Origin of the sequence: Streptomyces sp. TRM68416, assembly GCF_014596915.1 — a bacterium.
GTDB lineage: Bacteria > Actinomycetota > Actinomycetes > Streptomycetales > Streptomycetaceae > Streptomyces.
This window is the reverse complement of record NZ_JACVWU010000007.1, coordinates 43,800-59,086: the sequence shown is the minus strand read 5'-3', so window position 1 is coordinate 59,086 and position 15,287 is coordinate 43,800. Positions and strand designations below refer to the sequence as shown.

Genomic DNA, 15,287 nt, shown 5'->3' with positions numbered 1-15,287 from the left:
ACACGGACGTCGGCAGGGGCAGCGGTGGGACGCGATCCGCGAAAGCGGCGGAGACCCCTGTCGAGTCCGGGTCGATCACGAGATATCTTGATGTCGAGCAATGTTGCAGACGTGGAGCGGAGCACCCGGTGACTGACTCGACCATCATCTATACGCACACTGACGAGGCCCCGGCCCTGGCGACGTATTCCTTCCTGCCGGTGGTCCAGGCGTACGCCTCGCAGGCGGGTGTCGCCGTGGAGACGCGCGACATCTCGCTGGCCGGGCGGATCATCGCCGTGTTCCCGGAGTACCTCACCGAGGACCAGCGGATCCCGGACGCGCTGGCGGAGCTGGGCGAGCTGGCCAAGACGCCGGCCGCGAACATCATCAAGCTGCCGAACATCTCGGCCTCGATCCCGCAGCTGAAGGCCGCGGTCGCCGAGCTGCAGGCCCAGGGCTACGCGCTGCCGAACTACCCGGACGAGCCGAAGACCGACGAGGAGCGCGAGATCCGCGCCCGCTACGACAAGATCAAGGGTTCCGCCGTGAACCCGGTCCTGCGTGAGGGCAACTCCGACCGCCGCGCCCCCGCCTCGGTCAAGAACTACGCCAAGACCCACCCGCACCGCATGGGCGCCTGGACCCCCGAGTCCAAGACCAACGTGGCGACCATGGGCGAGAACGACTTCCGCTCCACCGAGAAGTCCGCCGTCATCGCCGAGGACGGCGCGCTGCGGATCGAGCTGGTCGCCGAGGACGGCACCACCACCGTCCTGCGCGAGTCGGTCCCGGTCCTCGCGGGCGAGGTCGTCGACGCCTCCGTGATGCGCGCCGCGGCGCTGCGCGAGTTCCTCGCCGCGCAGGTCGCCCGCGCCAAGGCGGAGGGCGTGCTGTTCTCCGTGCACCTGAAGGCCACGATGATGAAGGTCTCCGACCCGATCGTCTTCGGCCACGTGGTACGCGCCTTCTTCCCGAAGACCTTCGCGAAGTACGGCGAGGTCCTCGCCGGCGCCGGCCTGTCCCCGAACGACGGTCTGGGCGGCATCTTCAAGGGCCTGGAGACGCTTCCGCAGCTCGGCGAGGAGATCAAGGCCTCCTTCGACGCCGAGCTCGCCGAGGGCCCGGCCCTGGCGATGGTGGACTCCGACAAGGGCATCACCAACCTGCACGTGCCGTCCGACGTCATCGTCGACGCCTCGATGCCGGCCATGATCCGCACCTCCGGCCACATGTGGGGCCCGGACGGCCAGGAGGCCGACACCCTCGCGGTGCTGCCGGACTCCAGCTACTCCGGCGTCTACCAGGCCGTGATCGAGGACTGCCGCGCCAACGGCGCCTACGACCCGTCCACCATGGGCTCGGTCCCGAACGTCGGCCTGATGGCGCAGAAGGCCGAGGAGTACGGCTCCCACGACAAGACCTTCGAGGTCGCGGCGGCCGGCACGGTCCGCCTGGTCGACCGGGCCGGCAACGTCGTCCTGGAGCAGCAGGTCGCGGCCGGTGACATCTTCCGCGCCTGCCAGACCAAGGACGCGCCGATCAAGGACTGGGTGAAGCTGGCCGTCACCCGTGCCCGCGCCACCGGCGACCCGGCCGTGTTCTGGCTGGACGAGACCCGCGCCCACGACGCGCAGCTGATCGAGAAGGTCAAGGCGTACCTGCCGGAGCACGACACCGAGGGCCTGGACATCCGCATCCTGGCTCCGGTCGAGGCCACCAAGCTGTCGATCGAGCGCATCCGCCGCGGCGAGAACACCATCTCGGTGACCGGCAACGTGCTGCGCGACTACCTGACCGACCTGTTCCCCATCCTGGAGCTGGGCACCAGCGCCAAGATGCTGTCGGTCGTCCCGCTGATGGCGGGCGGCGGTCTGTTCGAGACGGGCGCCGGCGGCTCCGCGCCGAAGCACGTCCAGCAGCTGGTCAAGGAGAACTACCTGCGCTGGGACTCGCTCGGTGAGTTCTTCGCCCTGGTCCCGTCCCTGGAGCAGTACGCGACGGCCACCGGCAACGCCAAGGCCAAGGTCCTCGCCGACACCCTCGACCGCGCCACGGCGACCTTCCTCAACGAGGACAAGTCCCCGACCCGTCGCCTCGGCGGCATCGACAACCGCGGCAGCCACTTCTTCCTGTCCCTGTACTGGGCGCAGGAGCTGGCCAAGCAGACCGACGACGCCGACCTGGCCAAGGCGTTCGCGCCGCTCGCCGAGACGCTCGCCGCCAACGAGCAGAAGATCGTCGACGAGCTGAACGCCGTCCAGGGCAGCCCGGCCGACATCGGCGGCTACTACCAGCCCGACCCGGCCAAGGCCGCCGCGGTCATGCGCCCGTCGGCCACCTGGAACGAGGCGCTCGCCTCGCTGAGCTGACCCACCCGGGCCACAGGCCTTCCGTTCCGCCCCGACCGGTGCACCGTCCGGTCGGGGCGGAGCCATGTCCGCACCCCTTCGAGCACTCGCGCGAGCACTCACGGACTTTTTTCACGCAATTGCGTGAGCGATGTGCATGATCTCAACTATCCTCAGATGCACGAGGGTTGAAGGTCCGAGCGCACTTGCTCGGAGCAACGGGGCACCATTTCGAGTGCGAGGGGTGAGGCGATGGCCACGGCCGGCGGTCCCACGCTGCGACGGCGCCAGCTCGGATCCGAGCTCCGCCGGCTGCGCGAACACGCGGGCAAGCGGATCGAGGACGTGGCGGCGCACCTGGAGTGCTCGATGTCCAAGATCAGCCGGGTGGAGACCGGGCAGGCCCCGATCAAGGCCCGGGACGTCCGCGACCTGCTCCAGTGGTACGGCGTGACCGACCCGGAGCTGACCGAGGCCGTCCTGCAGATCCACAAGGACGCCCAGCAGCAGGGCTGGTGGGCGCACTACAACGAAGTGCTGCCCTCCGGCATGGCCACCTACGCGGGACTTGAGGCCGACGCCCGCGCCCTGCGCTCCTACGAGCCCACGTTCGTCCACGGACTGCTCCAGACCGAGGACTACGCCCGGGCCGTGATCGCCGCCGTACGGCCCAACGAACCCTATGAGGTTGACCAGTTGGTGCGGTTCCGCAAGGAGCGGCAGGCGCTGCTGACCCGGACGCCGGAGCCGCTGGAGCTGTGGGTGGTGCTGGAGGAGAGCGCGCTGCGCCGCCCCATCGGCGGTACGGAGGTCATGGTGGCCCAACTGGAGCACCTGGCCCGGGCGGCGGCCATGCCGAACGTGACCATCCAGGTCATGCCGACCGCCAAGGGCGCCCACGCGGCCCTCGCCGGCACCTTCTCGCTCCTGGAGTTCGAGCCGCGCACCCCCACCGTCGTCTACGTCAACTCGATCGCCGGAAACGTGTACTTGGAGAAGGAGCGCGACGTGCGCACCTTCATCCAGACCTTCGACCTCGTGCGGGCCGCCGCTCCCGACCCGCAGGAGACACCCACCACGCTGGAGCGGATCGCAAGGGAGATGCAGGGGTCATGAGCGTGCACGACGAGCGGCGCCGGTCGCGGATCGACCTGGACGGCGCCGACTGGCGCAAGAGCAGCCGCAGTTCGGGCAACGGGGCGTGTGTGGAGATCGCCGCCGTCGACGGCCTCGTCGCGGTCCGGGACTCCAAGAACACCGACGGACCGGCGCTCGTGTTCACCCCGCGCGAATGGCGGGCGTTCCTCGGCGGAGGAACCAGCCGCCGCTGAACGGGAGTTGAGAACCGTCGGCGGGCCGGGGCGGTGAACCACCGGAACAGTTGCCGCACGTACGAACGGAGTACGACGCGCGACCGGCCCCTTGGCGCGTCGGGCTGCCCGTGAACGAGGTCCCCTCACCCCCACCCGCCGCGTCCGGCGCCTTCTACACGATGGAAGCCTTCTGGACCGCGGCCGGTGTCGCCGTGGCCGTACTCGTCGGGTGCGGCGCGATGTGGGCCGCGTTCCGGGCCGCCCACCCCAAGCGGCGCCTCACCTACACCGTGCGCCACCGCCCGATGGTGCCCCGGTCCATGGACGGAGGCCTGGAGATCCGCCGCAACGGCACCTTGCTGACCGACCCGCACCTCGTGGAGGTCGTGCTGACCAACCCCAGCCGCTGGGACATCGCCAGCCACTCGTTCGACCGGAACCAGCCGATCCAGGTGGACCTCGCCGTGCCCTACCTGGAGGTGACGGGCACCGAGTCCAGCGCCGGATCGGCCGCCGTACCGCCGGTCGAGGTGAACGGCACGCGGCTGTGGATCGGGCCGGGCCTCATCGGCCGCCGCACGACCATCACGTACCACCTGCTCGTGGACAGCGCACCGGTGCACGACTGCCGCCACTCCCTCGTCGACGTGGACGTGCAGCAGGTGGCCGTGGCCCCGGCCCGCCCGGCACCGCTCGTCCGTCCCTGACCCGCACGCCATCGGAGCATCTCTCATGCCGTCCTCCTACGAACTGCTGCCCGGGGCCGACGACTCCCCCGTGATCCTGCACGTGCCGCACTCCGCCCGGGAGATCCCGGCCGACGTACGGGCCGGGATCCTGCTGGACGACACGGCCCTGGAGCGGGAGCTGGACCACATCACCGACGCGCACACCGCGGAACTCGCCGAGGCGGCGGCCGAGCGCGCCGGGGTGACGCCCTGGCGGTTCGTGAACCGGCTGTCGCGGCTGGTGGTCGACCCGGAACGGTTCCCGGACGAACGGGAGGAGATGCTCGCCGTCGGCATGGGTGCCGTCTACACGCGGACCACCCACCGCACGGAGCTGCGGGCCGCGGACACCGATCCCGCGCCGCTCGTCGAACGGTACTTCCTGCCCTACGCCGAGGCGATGGCGCGGGCCGTGGCCGGGCGGCTGGCCGCCACCGGGCGGGCCGTGATCGTCGACGTGCACTCCTATCCGACCGCCCGGCTGCCCTACGAGCTGCACGGCGACGGCCCGCGCCCGCCCGTGTGCCTGGGCACCGACGCCTTCCACACCCCGCCCGGACTGCTCGCCGCGGCCGAGAAGGCGTTCGCGGAGTGCGGGGGGACCGGGGTGGACAGCCCGTTCGGCGGTACGTACGTGCCGCTGGAGTTCTACGGGAGCGAGCCACGGGTCAGCGCCCTGATGGTGGAGATCCGCCGCGACACGTACATGACCGAGCCGGGCGGACCCGCCGGGCCCGGACTCACCCGGCTCGCCTCGGCACTGGCGCGGCTGCTGGACGCGCTGCCGGGCTGACCTCCGGCTGGAGCACTTCCGGGCGACAGCCGGGCGGGGGGCGGTGAGGGTGGGGGCATGACAGAGGAGACCACCACGCTCACCGAGCCCCCGGTGCGGGACTGGCCCGCGCTCGACCTGGACGGCACGGACTTCGACCCGGTCCTCGGCGAGCTCATGCGCGAAGGGCCGCTGACCCGTATCCGGCTGCCGTACGGCGAGGGCTGGGCGTGGCTGGCCACCCGCTACGAGGACGTCAGGGCCGTCACCAACGACCCCCGGTTCGGCCGGGCGGAGGTCACCCGGCGTCAAGTGACCCGGATGGCACCGCATTTCAAGCCCCGGCCCGGCTCGCTCGCCTTCGCCGACCAGCCCGACCACAACCGGCTGCGGCGGCCGGTCGCCGGCGCGTTCACCGTGAGCGCGATGAAGCGGCTGCGGCCGCGTGCGCAGCGGATGCTCGACGGCCTGATGGACGGCGTGGTCCGGGACGGACCGCCGGCGGACCTCGTCGAGCGGGTCCTGGAGCCCTTTCCGCTGGCCGTGGTCAGCGAGGTGATGGGGGTGCCCGCCGCCGACCGGGCCCGGGTGCACGGCTGGACCCGGCAGATCATCTCCACCTCCGGCGGCGCCGAGGCCGCCGAACAGGCCAAGAACGGCCTGTACGCATGGATCACGGAGACGGTGCGGGCCCGCGCCCGCAGCCTCGGCGACGACGTGTACGCGCTGCTCGGCGCCGCCGTGCACGGCGGCGAGATCAGCGAGGCGGAGGCGGTCGGCCTCGCCGGTCCGCTCCAGATCGGCGGCGAGGCCGTCACCCACAACTGCGGCCAGATGCTGTACCTGTTGCTCACCCGGCCCGAGCTGATGCGTCGGATGCGGGAGCGGCCCGAGGCGCGCGGCGCCGTCCTGGACGAGCTGCTGCGCTACGTCCCCCACCGCAGCAGCGTCGGCCTCGCCCGGATCGCCCTGGAGGACGTCGACCTGCACGGCGTCCGCATCCGGGCCGGTGACCCGGTGTACGTGTCCTACCTGGCCGCCAACCGCGACCCCGAGGTCTTCGCCGACCCGGACCGCATCGACCCGGACCGCGCGCCCCGGCCGCACCTGTCCTTCGGCAACGGCCCCCACTACTGCACCGGCGCCGTCCTCGCCCGCCTCCAGACCGAACTCCTGCTCGACACGCTGCTGGACCGGCTCCCGGACCTCCGGCTCGCGGTGGCGCCGGAGGAGGTCCCCTGGCGCCGCAGAACCATGATCCGCGGCCCACGGTCCTTGCCCTGCACCTGGTGACAGATCCCCGCCCGGCCTCGGACATCCGGCCGCAACCCTGCGGCGCCAGGACCCGACCAGGCCGCCGTGGGCTCGCGTCCCCTGCCGAGCCCGGTGCGCACCTGATACACGTCGGGCCCACAGCCCCACCGAACCCAGCCCCGAACCCGGCGACACCGACTCACAGCCCCGCGGGGCCCGCACCCGAACCCGACGCCACCGACTCACCACCCCGCGGGGCCCGGCCCGAGCCCGGTGACGTCGGTCCGCGACCTCGCCAAGGCCGCACCCGAACCGGCCGGCGTCGGCCCGCAGCCCCGCGGACTCGGCCCGACCTCCGTGGCATCCCGGCAGGGCGTTGGTGCCCCTGCCGGGCTCGGTGACCGGCGCCGGTGATCAGGACCCGCGTGCCGGTGCGCATCGGGTAGCGGAGCGGGGGCCAAGGCGGGCCCGCGTGCCGCGTCCGACCGCACCGGCTCAAGGGGTCAGGTGGTCACGCCCGTAGCCACTCCGTGACGACCACCTCGCCGCCCGCCCGCAGGCGCAGGGCGAACGGGCCGACAGGTGGGGCGTCGGTGGTGAAGCGGCCCATGGAGTCGGCGGTGAGTTCCGCCGTCGACTGCGGGCCGCCGAGCACCTCGATGCGGACGGGCTGGGGCGGCAGGACCTGGCCCATCAGTGCCTGCGCGGTCACCTCGACGTCGACGGTCACCTCGCCCGCGCGGAAGGTCAGCATGCGCGGGACGTCGGTGGCACCCCGCACGGGGATCGCGTCCACCACCGAGTCGAAGGTCAGCTCGGCGATACGGGCGTCGAGGTCGTGCAGCGCGAAGGCCTCGACGGCGATCCGGCGCAGTTCCGGCGGGACGGGGTCCAGGATCCCGGCGGCCCGGCGCAGTTCCTCCTCCAGCAGATCGCAGTCGAACTCGGCCTCGGCGTCGGCGGTTTCCTCGATGCCTTCCTCGAAGAGACCGTCGTTCATGTCCTCGTTCACAGCGCCCCCCGTGCGTCGAGTCGGGCCCGAAGGCGGCGCAGACAGCGCTGGCGCAGCGGCCCGATGCTGCCCACGGCGATGCCCAGTGCGGCGGACACCTCCTGGTAGCTGGGCGGCGGCGTGGACATCAGCACGCGCAGCAACTGACGGCAGCGCTCGCCGAGTTCCTCGAACTCCTGCCACAGCCGCCGGACGCGCTCGCTCTGCGCGGCCGCCTCCTCGGAGTCCAGCAGCGACTCCTCGGGCGTACGGTCCTCGCTGACCCGGTCGAGCAGATGCGGATCGTCGGTCGGTGTCAGCCGCCGCAGGCTCTTGAGCACCTTCAGCGACTCGTGCCGCGCGGTGCTCGCCAGCCACGACCCCGCCTTCTCCGGCTCCCGGATGCGCCCCAGGTGCTGGGCGAAGCGGAACCAGGCGGTCTGGTACACCTCGTGCGCGTCGGCGTCGGAGAGCCGGTGTGCGCGCACCACGGACCACACCAGTGGGCTCAGCCCTTCCACGAGCGCCTTCCAGGCCGCCGCGTCACCGTCGACGGCGGACTGGACGAGCGCGCCGACCTCTGCACGGTCCACAGCCCCACCCCTCGTGTACGGCAAGTCATCGTACGCCGCGGAGGGGACGGTTCCGACCCTCATGCCGGAGGAGCGAGGGGGATGACGGGGACCGGGCGCCAGGTGAGCGGACGCAGCGACGGCACGTGCGCCCCGCGCACCTCCGCGTACTCGGTGTTGCCCGCGAGGAGTTGCTTGCGGGCCGCGCGCGGGTCGGTCTCCTTGTGCGCGGTCATGTGCTCGGCGATCATGCCGGCGACGACGGGAGTGGCGAACGAGGTACCGCTCCAGTGTGCGAACCCCTCGAACATCACCTGGTCCGGCTTGCCGGTCGCGGCCGCCGCCCGCTCCTCGGTCAGGTTCCCGGTGTGCCGCGGGGACTGGCAGGTGCACAGGTAGGCGAAGCCGTAGCGGCAGGCGTCGTACGTGGAGTGCTGGTACACGTACGGCACGGGCACGTCGAAGCCGGTCAGGGAGCTGGTGAGGCGCTCGCCGGGCGCGTAGGCCTTCACCCAGCCGCCGTGGTTGCTGAAGCAGGCGCCGAACTCGCCGTCGCCGCGCAGCGCGCCGACCGACAGCACGGAGTCGGCGTAGGCGGGCAGGTCGGCGTAGGCGGCGGGCCAGAAGGGCGTGGCGCTGCCGTTGTTGCCGGCCGCGGCGACCAGCAGGGTGTGCTGTTCGCGGAGTTCCTCCATGAAGGCGTCCAGGCCCAGCAGTCCGTCGGTGCGGCCGTTGGAGGTGCCGGCGGAGAGGCTGAGGATGTCCGGCCAGCCGCCCTGGTCGACGGCCTCGAAGAGCTTGTCGCCGAACTCGGACTCCAGGATGGCACCGGCGTCGTTGAGGGTGTTGCGGACGGTGATGTCGGTGTTGGGTGCGACGGCGGCGAGGAGTCCGGCGATGAACGTGCCGTGTCCGACGTACTGCTGGAGCACGCCGTCGTCGTCGCACTCCCTGATCTGGGGGTCGCCCTCGGTGCGCGCCAGCAGCGGGTAGGACCGGTAGTCCTTCATCAGGCCGGTGTCGATCACCAGGACGCCGACGGCGGTGTCCGGGTCGTAGGGCGTCGCGGCCGCCGCCGGGTTGGGCGGCTGGGTCAGCGGGGCCGGGACGGGCTCGTCGCCCGGGCAGGCGTTGACGGCGATGGAGACCACGTGGTTGCGGCTGACCAGCCGGCGCCCGGCGCGCCCCTCCACCTCTCGCAGGGCCCTGAGAGCGCCCGCGACGGACCGGTCCCCGCGCCGGTCGCCGTGGCCGGGGTCGCCGACCTGGATCCGGGTGATCCCGGAGCGGTTGGTCTCCGGGCTCGCCCGCCGCACGTGGTCGGTGGTGAGGCCGGTGAACGCGGTGAAGTGCTCGCGCACGGTGTCCTCGACGACGCGCGCCTCCTCGCCGTCGCGGGCCAGGACTACGCCCTTCTCGTAGAGGAACTCCGCTGAGTCGTCCGGTCCCATCGCCAATGGGACGTCGGGCATGCAGCGTTGGATCTGCTCGAACTGTTCGTGGAATCGCTGAGGTGCCATGGCGTGTCCTCCCCCTCGAGGCGGCAATCGTCAGTCAGAGCCGCACGGTCGTCGATTGATACACCACCAACCCTGTGTGGCGCGCCAGGCGGAGCACTACCATCCGTTGAGTGACGGCGGGAAGCGACTCGGTTCTCGAACTGCTGCCGAAGGTGTTCGCCGCCCCGGGCGAGGCGCTGGCCCAGGCGGAAGGCGTGCTCGGCGCCGACCCCTCACCGCTGCACGCCTCCGTCGCCCACCAGGTGATCGGCATCTGGCAGCGGGACTTCGGTGACATGCGGCTCGCGCTGGCCCATCTGCGGCTCGCCCGGGACTTCGCGGCGCGCGCGGACTCCGCGGACCGTGAGGCGGACGTGCTGGGCACGCTCGGTGTGGCGCTGGTGCACGCGGGCCGTACCCGGCAGGGTCTGGACGCGTTCGAGCGGGGTGTCGCCCGCGGTACGGGACACACCCGGGCGCGGGTGCTGTTCCGGCGGGCCTACGTCTGGTGGGTGCTCGGTCATCACCGCGAGGCGCTGGAGGACGTACGCCGGGCGATTCCGGTGCTGCGGCAGGCGGACGACGTGATCTGGACGGCGCGGGCGCTGACCCTGCGCGCCACCGTGCACCTGGCGCTGGGTTCGGTGGACCGGGCGGAGGCGGACTTCACGGCGGCCGAGGCGCTGTGGGAGACCACCGGCCAGGAGCACGACAAGGCGGACGCCGTGGAGAGCCGGGGGCTCGCCGCGTTCCGCTCCGGTGACGTGCCGGCGGCGCTGCGGCTGCTGGACGAGGCCGAGGAGCGCTACGCCAAGCTGGGCACGCCGACGTTCATGCTGGCCATCCGGCGCTGCGAGGTGCTGATGGCGGCGGGGCTCGCCCCGGAGGCGCTGGCCGAGGCGGACGCGGCGATCGGGGTGCTGGACCGGATCGGCGGGCAGTCCACGCGCAAGGCGGAGCTGCTGCTCGTCGCCGCCCGCGCGGCCCGACTGGAGGGTGATCCGCACACGGCGATCGCGCGCGCGGCGGTGGCGGTACGGCTGTTCACGGGGCAGCGGCGCACCTGGTGGGAGACGCACGCCCGGCTGGTGCTGATCGAGGCGCGGCTGGCCGCCGGGCGGGCCTCGGGGCGGCTGGTGGCGGACGCGGCCGCGGTCGCCGAGCGGCTGGCCGCCTTCGGGGCGCCGGCGGCGCCGGAGGCCTCGCTCCTGGCGGGCCGGATCGCGCTCACGCTGGGCTGGCGGACGGATGCCGAGCGGCATCTGGCGGTCGCCGCCCGCAGCCGCCGTGCCGGGCCGCCGCTGGCGCGGATGACGGGCTGGGCGGCGCAGGCGCTGCGGGCGCGGGCCGCCGGGTCGGGGCGCGGGGTGCTGGAGGCGTGCCGGCGCGGTCTGGACGTGCTCGACGACCACCGGATGACGCTGGGCGCCTCGGAGTTGCGGGCCCGGGCCACCGCGCAGGGCACGGAGCTGGCGGCGCTGGCCCAGCAGGCGAGTCTCGACAGCGGGAGCCCGCGGCGGCTGCTGGTGTGGAGCGAGCGCTGGCGGGCCACGGTGCTGTCCGCGCCGCCGACCCGGCCCCCGGCCGACCCGGCGCTGCAGAGCGCGCTCACCGCGTTCCGGGAGATCGCGGCCCGCGCGGAGGCGGCCCGGATGGAGGCCCGGCCGGTCCCGGCGCTGGAGCGTGAACAGCGCCGTCTGGAGCGGGAGATCCGCTCGCGGACCCTGCACATGCGGGGCGAGTCCCCCGGTGACGGGGACCGTTTCGACCCCGGGCGGCTGCTGCGGCGGCTGGGGGACGACCTACGGCTGGCCGAGCTCGTCGTGGTCGACGGGCGGGTTCAGGTGCTGTTGTGCGGGCGGGGGCGGGTGCGGCGGTTCGAGGCGGGGCTGCTGGCCGACGCGGAGACCGAGGCCGAGCATGTGCAGGCGGGGTTGCGGCGGCTGGCCCACCCGGGGGCGGAGGGACGGCTTCCGCTGGTGGAGGCGGCGGGGCGGCGGCTGGAGGAGCTGCTGCTCGGACCGGCCGCGGCGCATCTCGGCGACGGGCCCGTGGTGGTCGTACCGCCGGGCCGGCTGCACCGGGTGCCGTGGGCGGTGCTGCCGTCGCTGCGCGAGCGGGTGCTCAGCGTGTCGCCCTCGGCGAGCAGTTGGCTGCGCGCCCGGGAGACCGAACCGCCGCCCGGCGGCCGACGGGTCCTGGTGCGCGGCCCCGGGCTGGCCACCGGCGGTGCGGAGGTGCCCGAACTCGCCGACCGGTACGGCACGGCCACCGTCCTGGAGGACGACGAGGCGCGCGTGCCCCGGGTGTTGGCGGAGCTGGACGGTGCGGCGCTGGCGCACATCGCCGCGCACGGCACCTTCCGCGCGGACAGCCCGCTGTTCTCCGCGCTGCGGATGGCCGACGGCCCGATCGTCGTGCACGACTTCGAGCGCCTGGACCGCAGCCCCTACCGCATCATCCTCTCCTGCTGCGACACCGCACGCTTCGCCTCGGTCGGCGCAGACGAACTCCTCGGCCTGGTCACCGCCCTGCTCCCGCTGGGCACGGCGGGCGTGGTGGCGTGCAGCGCGCCGGTCAACGACGCCGCCGTGGTCCCCCTGATGGTCGCCCTCCACAAGGGCCTCAGCTCCGGCCTCTCCCTCGCCGAGGCCCTCCGCGACGCCCGCGCCGCACTGCCGGACGACGCGGTCCACCGGGCGACGGGGTGGGCGTTCACGGCGTTCGGGGCGGCGTGAACGCTCCGCCGCCGGGAGGGCCGCGGCGTGCCGTCGGCTCGCCGCGGCGCCCTCGTGGCCGATCGCGGGGGTTCGCTCACGCCGGCTGCGCGGTCGGCAGTTCCACCAGCCACGGCAGGGCTGCGCGGTCGCTGGCGCCGAGGCGGGTGTAGGCGCTGTAGAGGTGGTTGCCGACGGTGCGGACGGAGAGGGTGAGGCGTTCGGCGATCTCTCTGTTGCTGAGGCCGGCGGCGGCGAGGGTGACGATCTGGCGCTGGCGGGCGGTGAGTTCGCCGAGCACGAGGCCGGACAGGGCGGGCGTGCGGGCGCCCTGGCAGCGCCGGGCCAGGGCGACGGCGCGGGTGCGCGAGGTGCGGGCGGCGCGCGGGTCGCGGTGCGCCCGTACGGCCTGGGCGTGCGCCTCGGCGGCGAACAGCACCAGCCCGCGCTCCTGCAGGGCCTCGGCGACCCGGTCCAGCGCGGGCCCGTCGCCGCGCGCGAGGGCGTCGGCGTGCTGCGCGAAGACCCCGTCGAGCCGTCCGGCGGCACGCTCGGGCTCCCCGAGCCGTACGGCGTCGTACGGCTCCACGGCGTCCAGGGCGGCGGTGCTGTCGGGTCCGGCGTCCTCCGACTGGGCTGCGGCGAGGGCGAGTTCACGGCGGCAGTCCGGATCGTCACCGGCGGTGCGCAGCCCCTCCCTCGCCCATGCCGCGGCCTCCCGCAGCCGCCCGCGCAGTCGCGCGACCCGGGCCCGGACGGCCGCGTGTCCGGCCGGTACCGGCATTCCTTCGTCCAGCAGCCACTCCCCCACGGGCGCCGACACGTCCCGTACGTCGGCCAGTTCGGCGCGTCGGGCGAGGCCGGCGGTCTCGGCGTCGAGGGCGGGACCGCACTGCTCCGGTGTGCGGGCCAGCCGCCTCGCCCGGAGCCTGCCGGCCGCGGCCCGCAGCACCGGGCCGTGCAGGGGGTGGGCGAGGCGGACGGCGCCCCGGTCGTCGATGCGGATCAGCCCGTCGGCCTCCAGGCGTTCGAGGACCCGCAGGTCGAAGGCGTCCATGTCCGTGACCAGCGGCTCGCCGAAGGCGAGGCGTTCGAGGGTCTCGCGTTCCTCGGGGCAGCCGCGGTCGAGGAGGTGCGCGGTGCGTTCGCGCACGGTCGCGGTCAACGGCAGCGGCCCCCGCCAGGCCCAGGCGTCGGCGTCCTCGACCCGGGTGAGCAGCCCGCGTTCGCGCACCGCGCCCACCAGGTCGCGCAGCAGCCGCAGGTCGCCCCCGCACAGGCGGTGCAGTCGGTTCACGGTGAGCTGCTCCAGGCCGGCGCCGGTACCGGCGGTGAGCAGTTGTGCCGTCTCCTCGCGGGGCAGCGGGTCCAGGGCGAGGCGCGGCAGCAGCTCCCCGGTCCACAGCCGGGAGACCGCGCCGGGCGCCGGGTGGCCGTCCGTGGCGACGACCAGCAGGCGGGCGCGGCCGTGCAGGGCGAGCTGGTGGACGAGGGCGGCGGAGGCGTCGTCGAGCAGATGGGCGTCGTCGACGAGCAGCAGCCGTACGCCGGACAGGAGTTGGACGGCCCGGTGCAGGGTGACCGTCTCGGGCAGCAGGTGCGAGAACGCGGCGAAGGGGATGGCGCGGGCCTCCGGTGTGCCCGCCACCTTGACGCAGTCCGTGCCGCGGACCGCCTCCGTGACGAGGCGGGTCTTCCCGCAGCCCGCGGAGCCGGTCACCACGATGCCGTGCCGGCCGGCGGCCAGGGCTCCGCGGATCAGCTCCAGTTCGTCGTCCCGTCCGGTGAACGGCCAGGGCAGCTCAAGGGTCTTCGCGTCCCGTTCGAATGTCGTCACAGCAACAGGAGTCCGGATACTCATCCCTGATACAGGGGGACTTGAGTAGCCCCCGACTCAGGCGCCGGGCGGGTGGCGGAGGCAGGCTGTGCCCATGACCGCTCGCTACTGCTCGCTCGCGCAGCAGTCGGCCCCCGTGCTGGCACCGGGGCTGACCGCGGAGCGGCAGCGTGCGCTCATCGGCGGACGCCGGATGTGGGTCAACAACACGGTCCTGCACTACTACTTCTTCGACGGCGACGGCGACGCGTCCGTCATTCCCGTACCGGGCACCGGGGGGTCCCGTCGGGTGTCGTGGGTCGGTGCGAAGGAGCAGCAGGACGTGGTGCGCGAGTGCTTCCAGGAGTGGCAGGACCTCGGCATCGGGGTGTTGTTCAACGAGGTCACGGACCGCTCGGAAGCAGAGTTGCGGATCGGGTTCCAGCCGGGTGACGGTTCCTGGTCGACCGTGGGGAAGGACGCGCTCCAGGTCGGCCTGAACGAACGGACCATGAACTTCGGCTGGGACCTGACCGCTCCTTCGGAACGGGGCACGGCGCTGCACGAGATCGGGCACGCGCTGGGCATGCTGCACGAGCACCAGAGCCCGTTCGCCGGCATCCACTGGGACGACGAGGCCGTCTTCGCCGATCTGGCGGGCCCGCCGAACTTCTGGAGCCGTGAGACGACGTTCTTCAACATTCTGCGCAAGCTGGACCCGGACGAGGTCAACGGCGCCGTCTGGGACCCTCAGTCGATCATGGAGTACCCCTTCGAGGCGGGGCTCATCCTGGAGCCGGAGCAGTTCCGCGCGGGCCTGAACCCGCCCGGCACGCTCTCCCCCGCCGACAAGGAGTTCGTCCTGCGCTGGTACCCGCCGGCCGGGTCGCCGCGGCCGCCCGTGCTGGTGCCGTTCCGCTCGGCGCCGCTCGCGCTCGGGCCGGGCGAGCAGGCCGACTTCGTCGTCGAGCCGCCGGAGACCCGCGAGTACGCGCTGGCCACCTTCGGCGACTGCGACACCGTCGTGGTGGTCTTCGAGGAGCGGGACGGCGAGCCGCGCTACCTGACCGGCCAGGACGACGGGGGCACCACCGGCAACGTCACGATCAAGGCCCATCTCGTCAGGGGCCGCCGCTACTTCGTCCGTGTGCGCCTGTACTCCAGCTGGGGGTCGGGGGAAACCGCGGTGATGTGCTGGTGACAGCACGGAGGCGGGCGCACGCGGGCGGACGGACCACCAGTCCGGCGCCGGGGGAGCGGCCGAGTGACGTCACCTCTGGGGGAGGGTGACGTCA

At 73.3% G+C, this 15,287-nt stretch carries 12 protein-coding genes; 8 read left to right on the top strand and 4 right to left on the bottom strand.

Features of this window, described 5'->3' with window-relative positions:
• Positions 1–128 precede the first annotated feature (128 nt).
• The 6 genes from ICC28_RS13580 (at position 129) to ICC28_RS13555 (ending at position 6,436) form a co-directional block, all read left to right on the top strand.
• The gene (locus tag ICC28_RS13580; protein WP_188288778.1) at positions 129–2,351 is read left to right on the top strand and encodes an NADP-dependent isocitrate dehydrogenase; all 2,223 of its coding nucleotides are present in this window, start codon (positions 129–131) and stop codon (positions 2,349–2,351) included.
• A 231-nt stretch (positions 2,352–2,582) separates the two neighbouring features.
• A complete protein-coding gene (locus ICC28_RS13575; protein ID WP_188288777.1) occupies positions 2,583–3,446 on the top strand; it encodes a helix-turn-helix domain-containing protein in 864 nt (287 codons plus the stop codon).
• Positions 3,443–3,661: a DUF397 domain-containing protein gene (locus ICC28_RS13570; RefSeq protein ID WP_188288776.1), complete on the top strand. Its 219-nt coding sequence runs from the start codon at positions 3,443–3,445 to the stop codon at positions 3,659–3,661. The genes ICC28_RS13575 and ICC28_RS13570 overlap by 4 nt, the downstream gene beginning before the upstream one ends.
• A gap of 50 nt (positions 3,662–3,711) precedes the next feature.
• Complete coding sequence (locus tag ICC28_RS13565; protein WP_188288775.1) at positions 3,712–4,350, top strand: hypothetical protein; 639 nt, start codon at positions 3,712–3,714, stop codon at positions 4,348–4,350.
• Between the two features lie 25 nt (positions 4,351–4,375).
• Entirely contained in the window at positions 4,376–5,164 is a 789-nt protein-coding gene (locus ICC28_RS13560; protein ID WP_188288774.1) for an N-formylglutamate amidohydrolase, read from the top strand.
• A 57-nt stretch (positions 5,165–5,221) separates the two neighbouring features.
• Entirely contained in the window at positions 5,222–6,436 is a 1,215-nt protein-coding gene (locus tag ICC28_RS13555; protein ID WP_188288773.1) for a cytochrome P450, read from the top strand.
• A 472-nt stretch (positions 6,437–6,908) separates the two neighbouring features.
• On the opposite strand, the gene ICC28_RS13550 is transcribed toward ICC28_RS13555, so the two are convergent.
• From ICC28_RS13550 to ICC28_RS13540, 3 genes are read right to left on the bottom strand one after another with little or no spacing between them, the layout of a single operon-like run.
• The gene (locus ICC28_RS13550; protein ID WP_188288980.1) at positions 6,909–7,397 is read right to left on the bottom strand and encodes a hypothetical protein; all 489 of its coding nucleotides are present in this window, start codon (positions 7,395–7,397) and stop codon (positions 6,909–6,911) included.
• Between the two features lie 8 nt (positions 7,398–7,405).
• Positions 7,406–8,044: an RNA polymerase sigma factor gene (locus tag ICC28_RS13545; protein ID WP_188288772.1), complete on the bottom strand. Its 639-nt coding sequence runs from the start codon at positions 8,042–8,044 to the stop codon at positions 7,406–7,408.
• The gene (locus ICC28_RS13540; RefSeq protein ID WP_188288771.1) at positions 8,041–9,480 is read right to left on the bottom strand and encodes a S8/S53 family peptidase; all 1,440 of its coding nucleotides are present in this window, start codon (positions 9,478–9,480) and stop codon (positions 8,041–8,043) included. Before ICC28_RS13540 ends, ICC28_RS13545 begins: the two co-directional genes overlap by 4 nt.
• A 110-nt stretch (positions 9,481–9,590) precedes the next feature.
• Between ICC28_RS13540 and ICC28_RS13535 the strand changes: the two genes are divergently transcribed.
• Positions 9,591–12,197: a CHAT domain-containing protein gene (locus tag ICC28_RS13535; protein ID WP_188288770.1), complete on the top strand. Its 2,607-nt coding sequence runs from the start codon at positions 9,591–9,593 to the stop codon at positions 12,195–12,197.
• A 76-nt stretch (positions 12,198–12,273) separates the two neighbouring features.
• Here the strand turns inward: ICC28_RS13535 and ICC28_RS13530 are convergent, their stop codons facing one another.
• Positions 12,274–14,037: a LuxR family transcriptional regulator gene (locus ICC28_RS13530; protein ID WP_188288769.1), complete on the bottom strand. Its 1,764-nt coding sequence runs from the start codon at positions 14,035–14,037 to the stop codon at positions 12,274–12,276.
• Between the two features lie 70 nt (positions 14,038–14,107).
• On the opposite strand from ICC28_RS13530, the gene ICC28_RS13525 reads away from it, so the two are divergent.
• Positions 14,108–15,193, top strand: coding sequence for a M12 family metallopeptidase (locus ICC28_RS13525; protein WP_188288768.1), 1,086 nt, complete (start codon positions 14,108–14,110; stop codon positions 15,191–15,193).
• The last annotated feature ends 94 nt before the right edge of the window (positions 15,194–15,287 follow it).

Bases quoted from the DNA above. Each gene is read 5' to 3' on its own strand.
- ICC28_RS13575 (WP_188288777.1), top strand. From the start codon at position 2,583: ATGGCCACGGCCGGCGGTCCCACGCTGCGACGGCGCCAGCTCGGATCC.
- ICC28_RS13570 (WP_188288776.1), top strand. From the start codon at position 3,443: ATGAGCGTGCACGACGAGCGGCGCCGGTCGCGGATCGACCTGGACGGC.
- ICC28_RS13560 (WP_188288774.1), top strand. From the start codon at position 4,376: ATGCCGTCCTCCTACGAACTGCTGCCCGGGGCCGACGACTCCCCCGTG.
- ICC28_RS13555 (WP_188288773.1), top strand. From the start codon at position 5,222: ATGACAGAGGAGACCACCACGCTCACCGAGCCCCCGGTGCGGGACTGG.
- ICC28_RS13550 (WP_188288980.1), bottom strand. From the start codon at position 7,397: ATGAACGACGGTCTCTTCGAGGAAGGCATCGAGGAAACCGCCGACGCC.
- ICC28_RS13545 (WP_188288772.1), bottom strand. From the start codon at position 8,044: ATGAGGGTCGGAACCGTCCCCTCCGCGGCGTACGATGACTTGCCGTAC.
- ICC28_RS13540 (WP_188288771.1), bottom strand. From the start codon at position 9,480: ATGGCACCTCAGCGATTCCACGAACAGTTCGAGCAGATCCAACGCTGC.
- ICC28_RS13530 (WP_188288769.1), bottom strand. From the start codon at position 14,037: ATGAGTATCCGGACTCCTGTTGCTGTGACGACATTCGAACGGGACGCG.
- ICC28_RS13525 (WP_188288768.1), top strand. From the start codon at position 14,108: ATGACCGCTCGCTACTGCTCGCTCGCGCAGCAGTCGGCCCCCGTGCTG.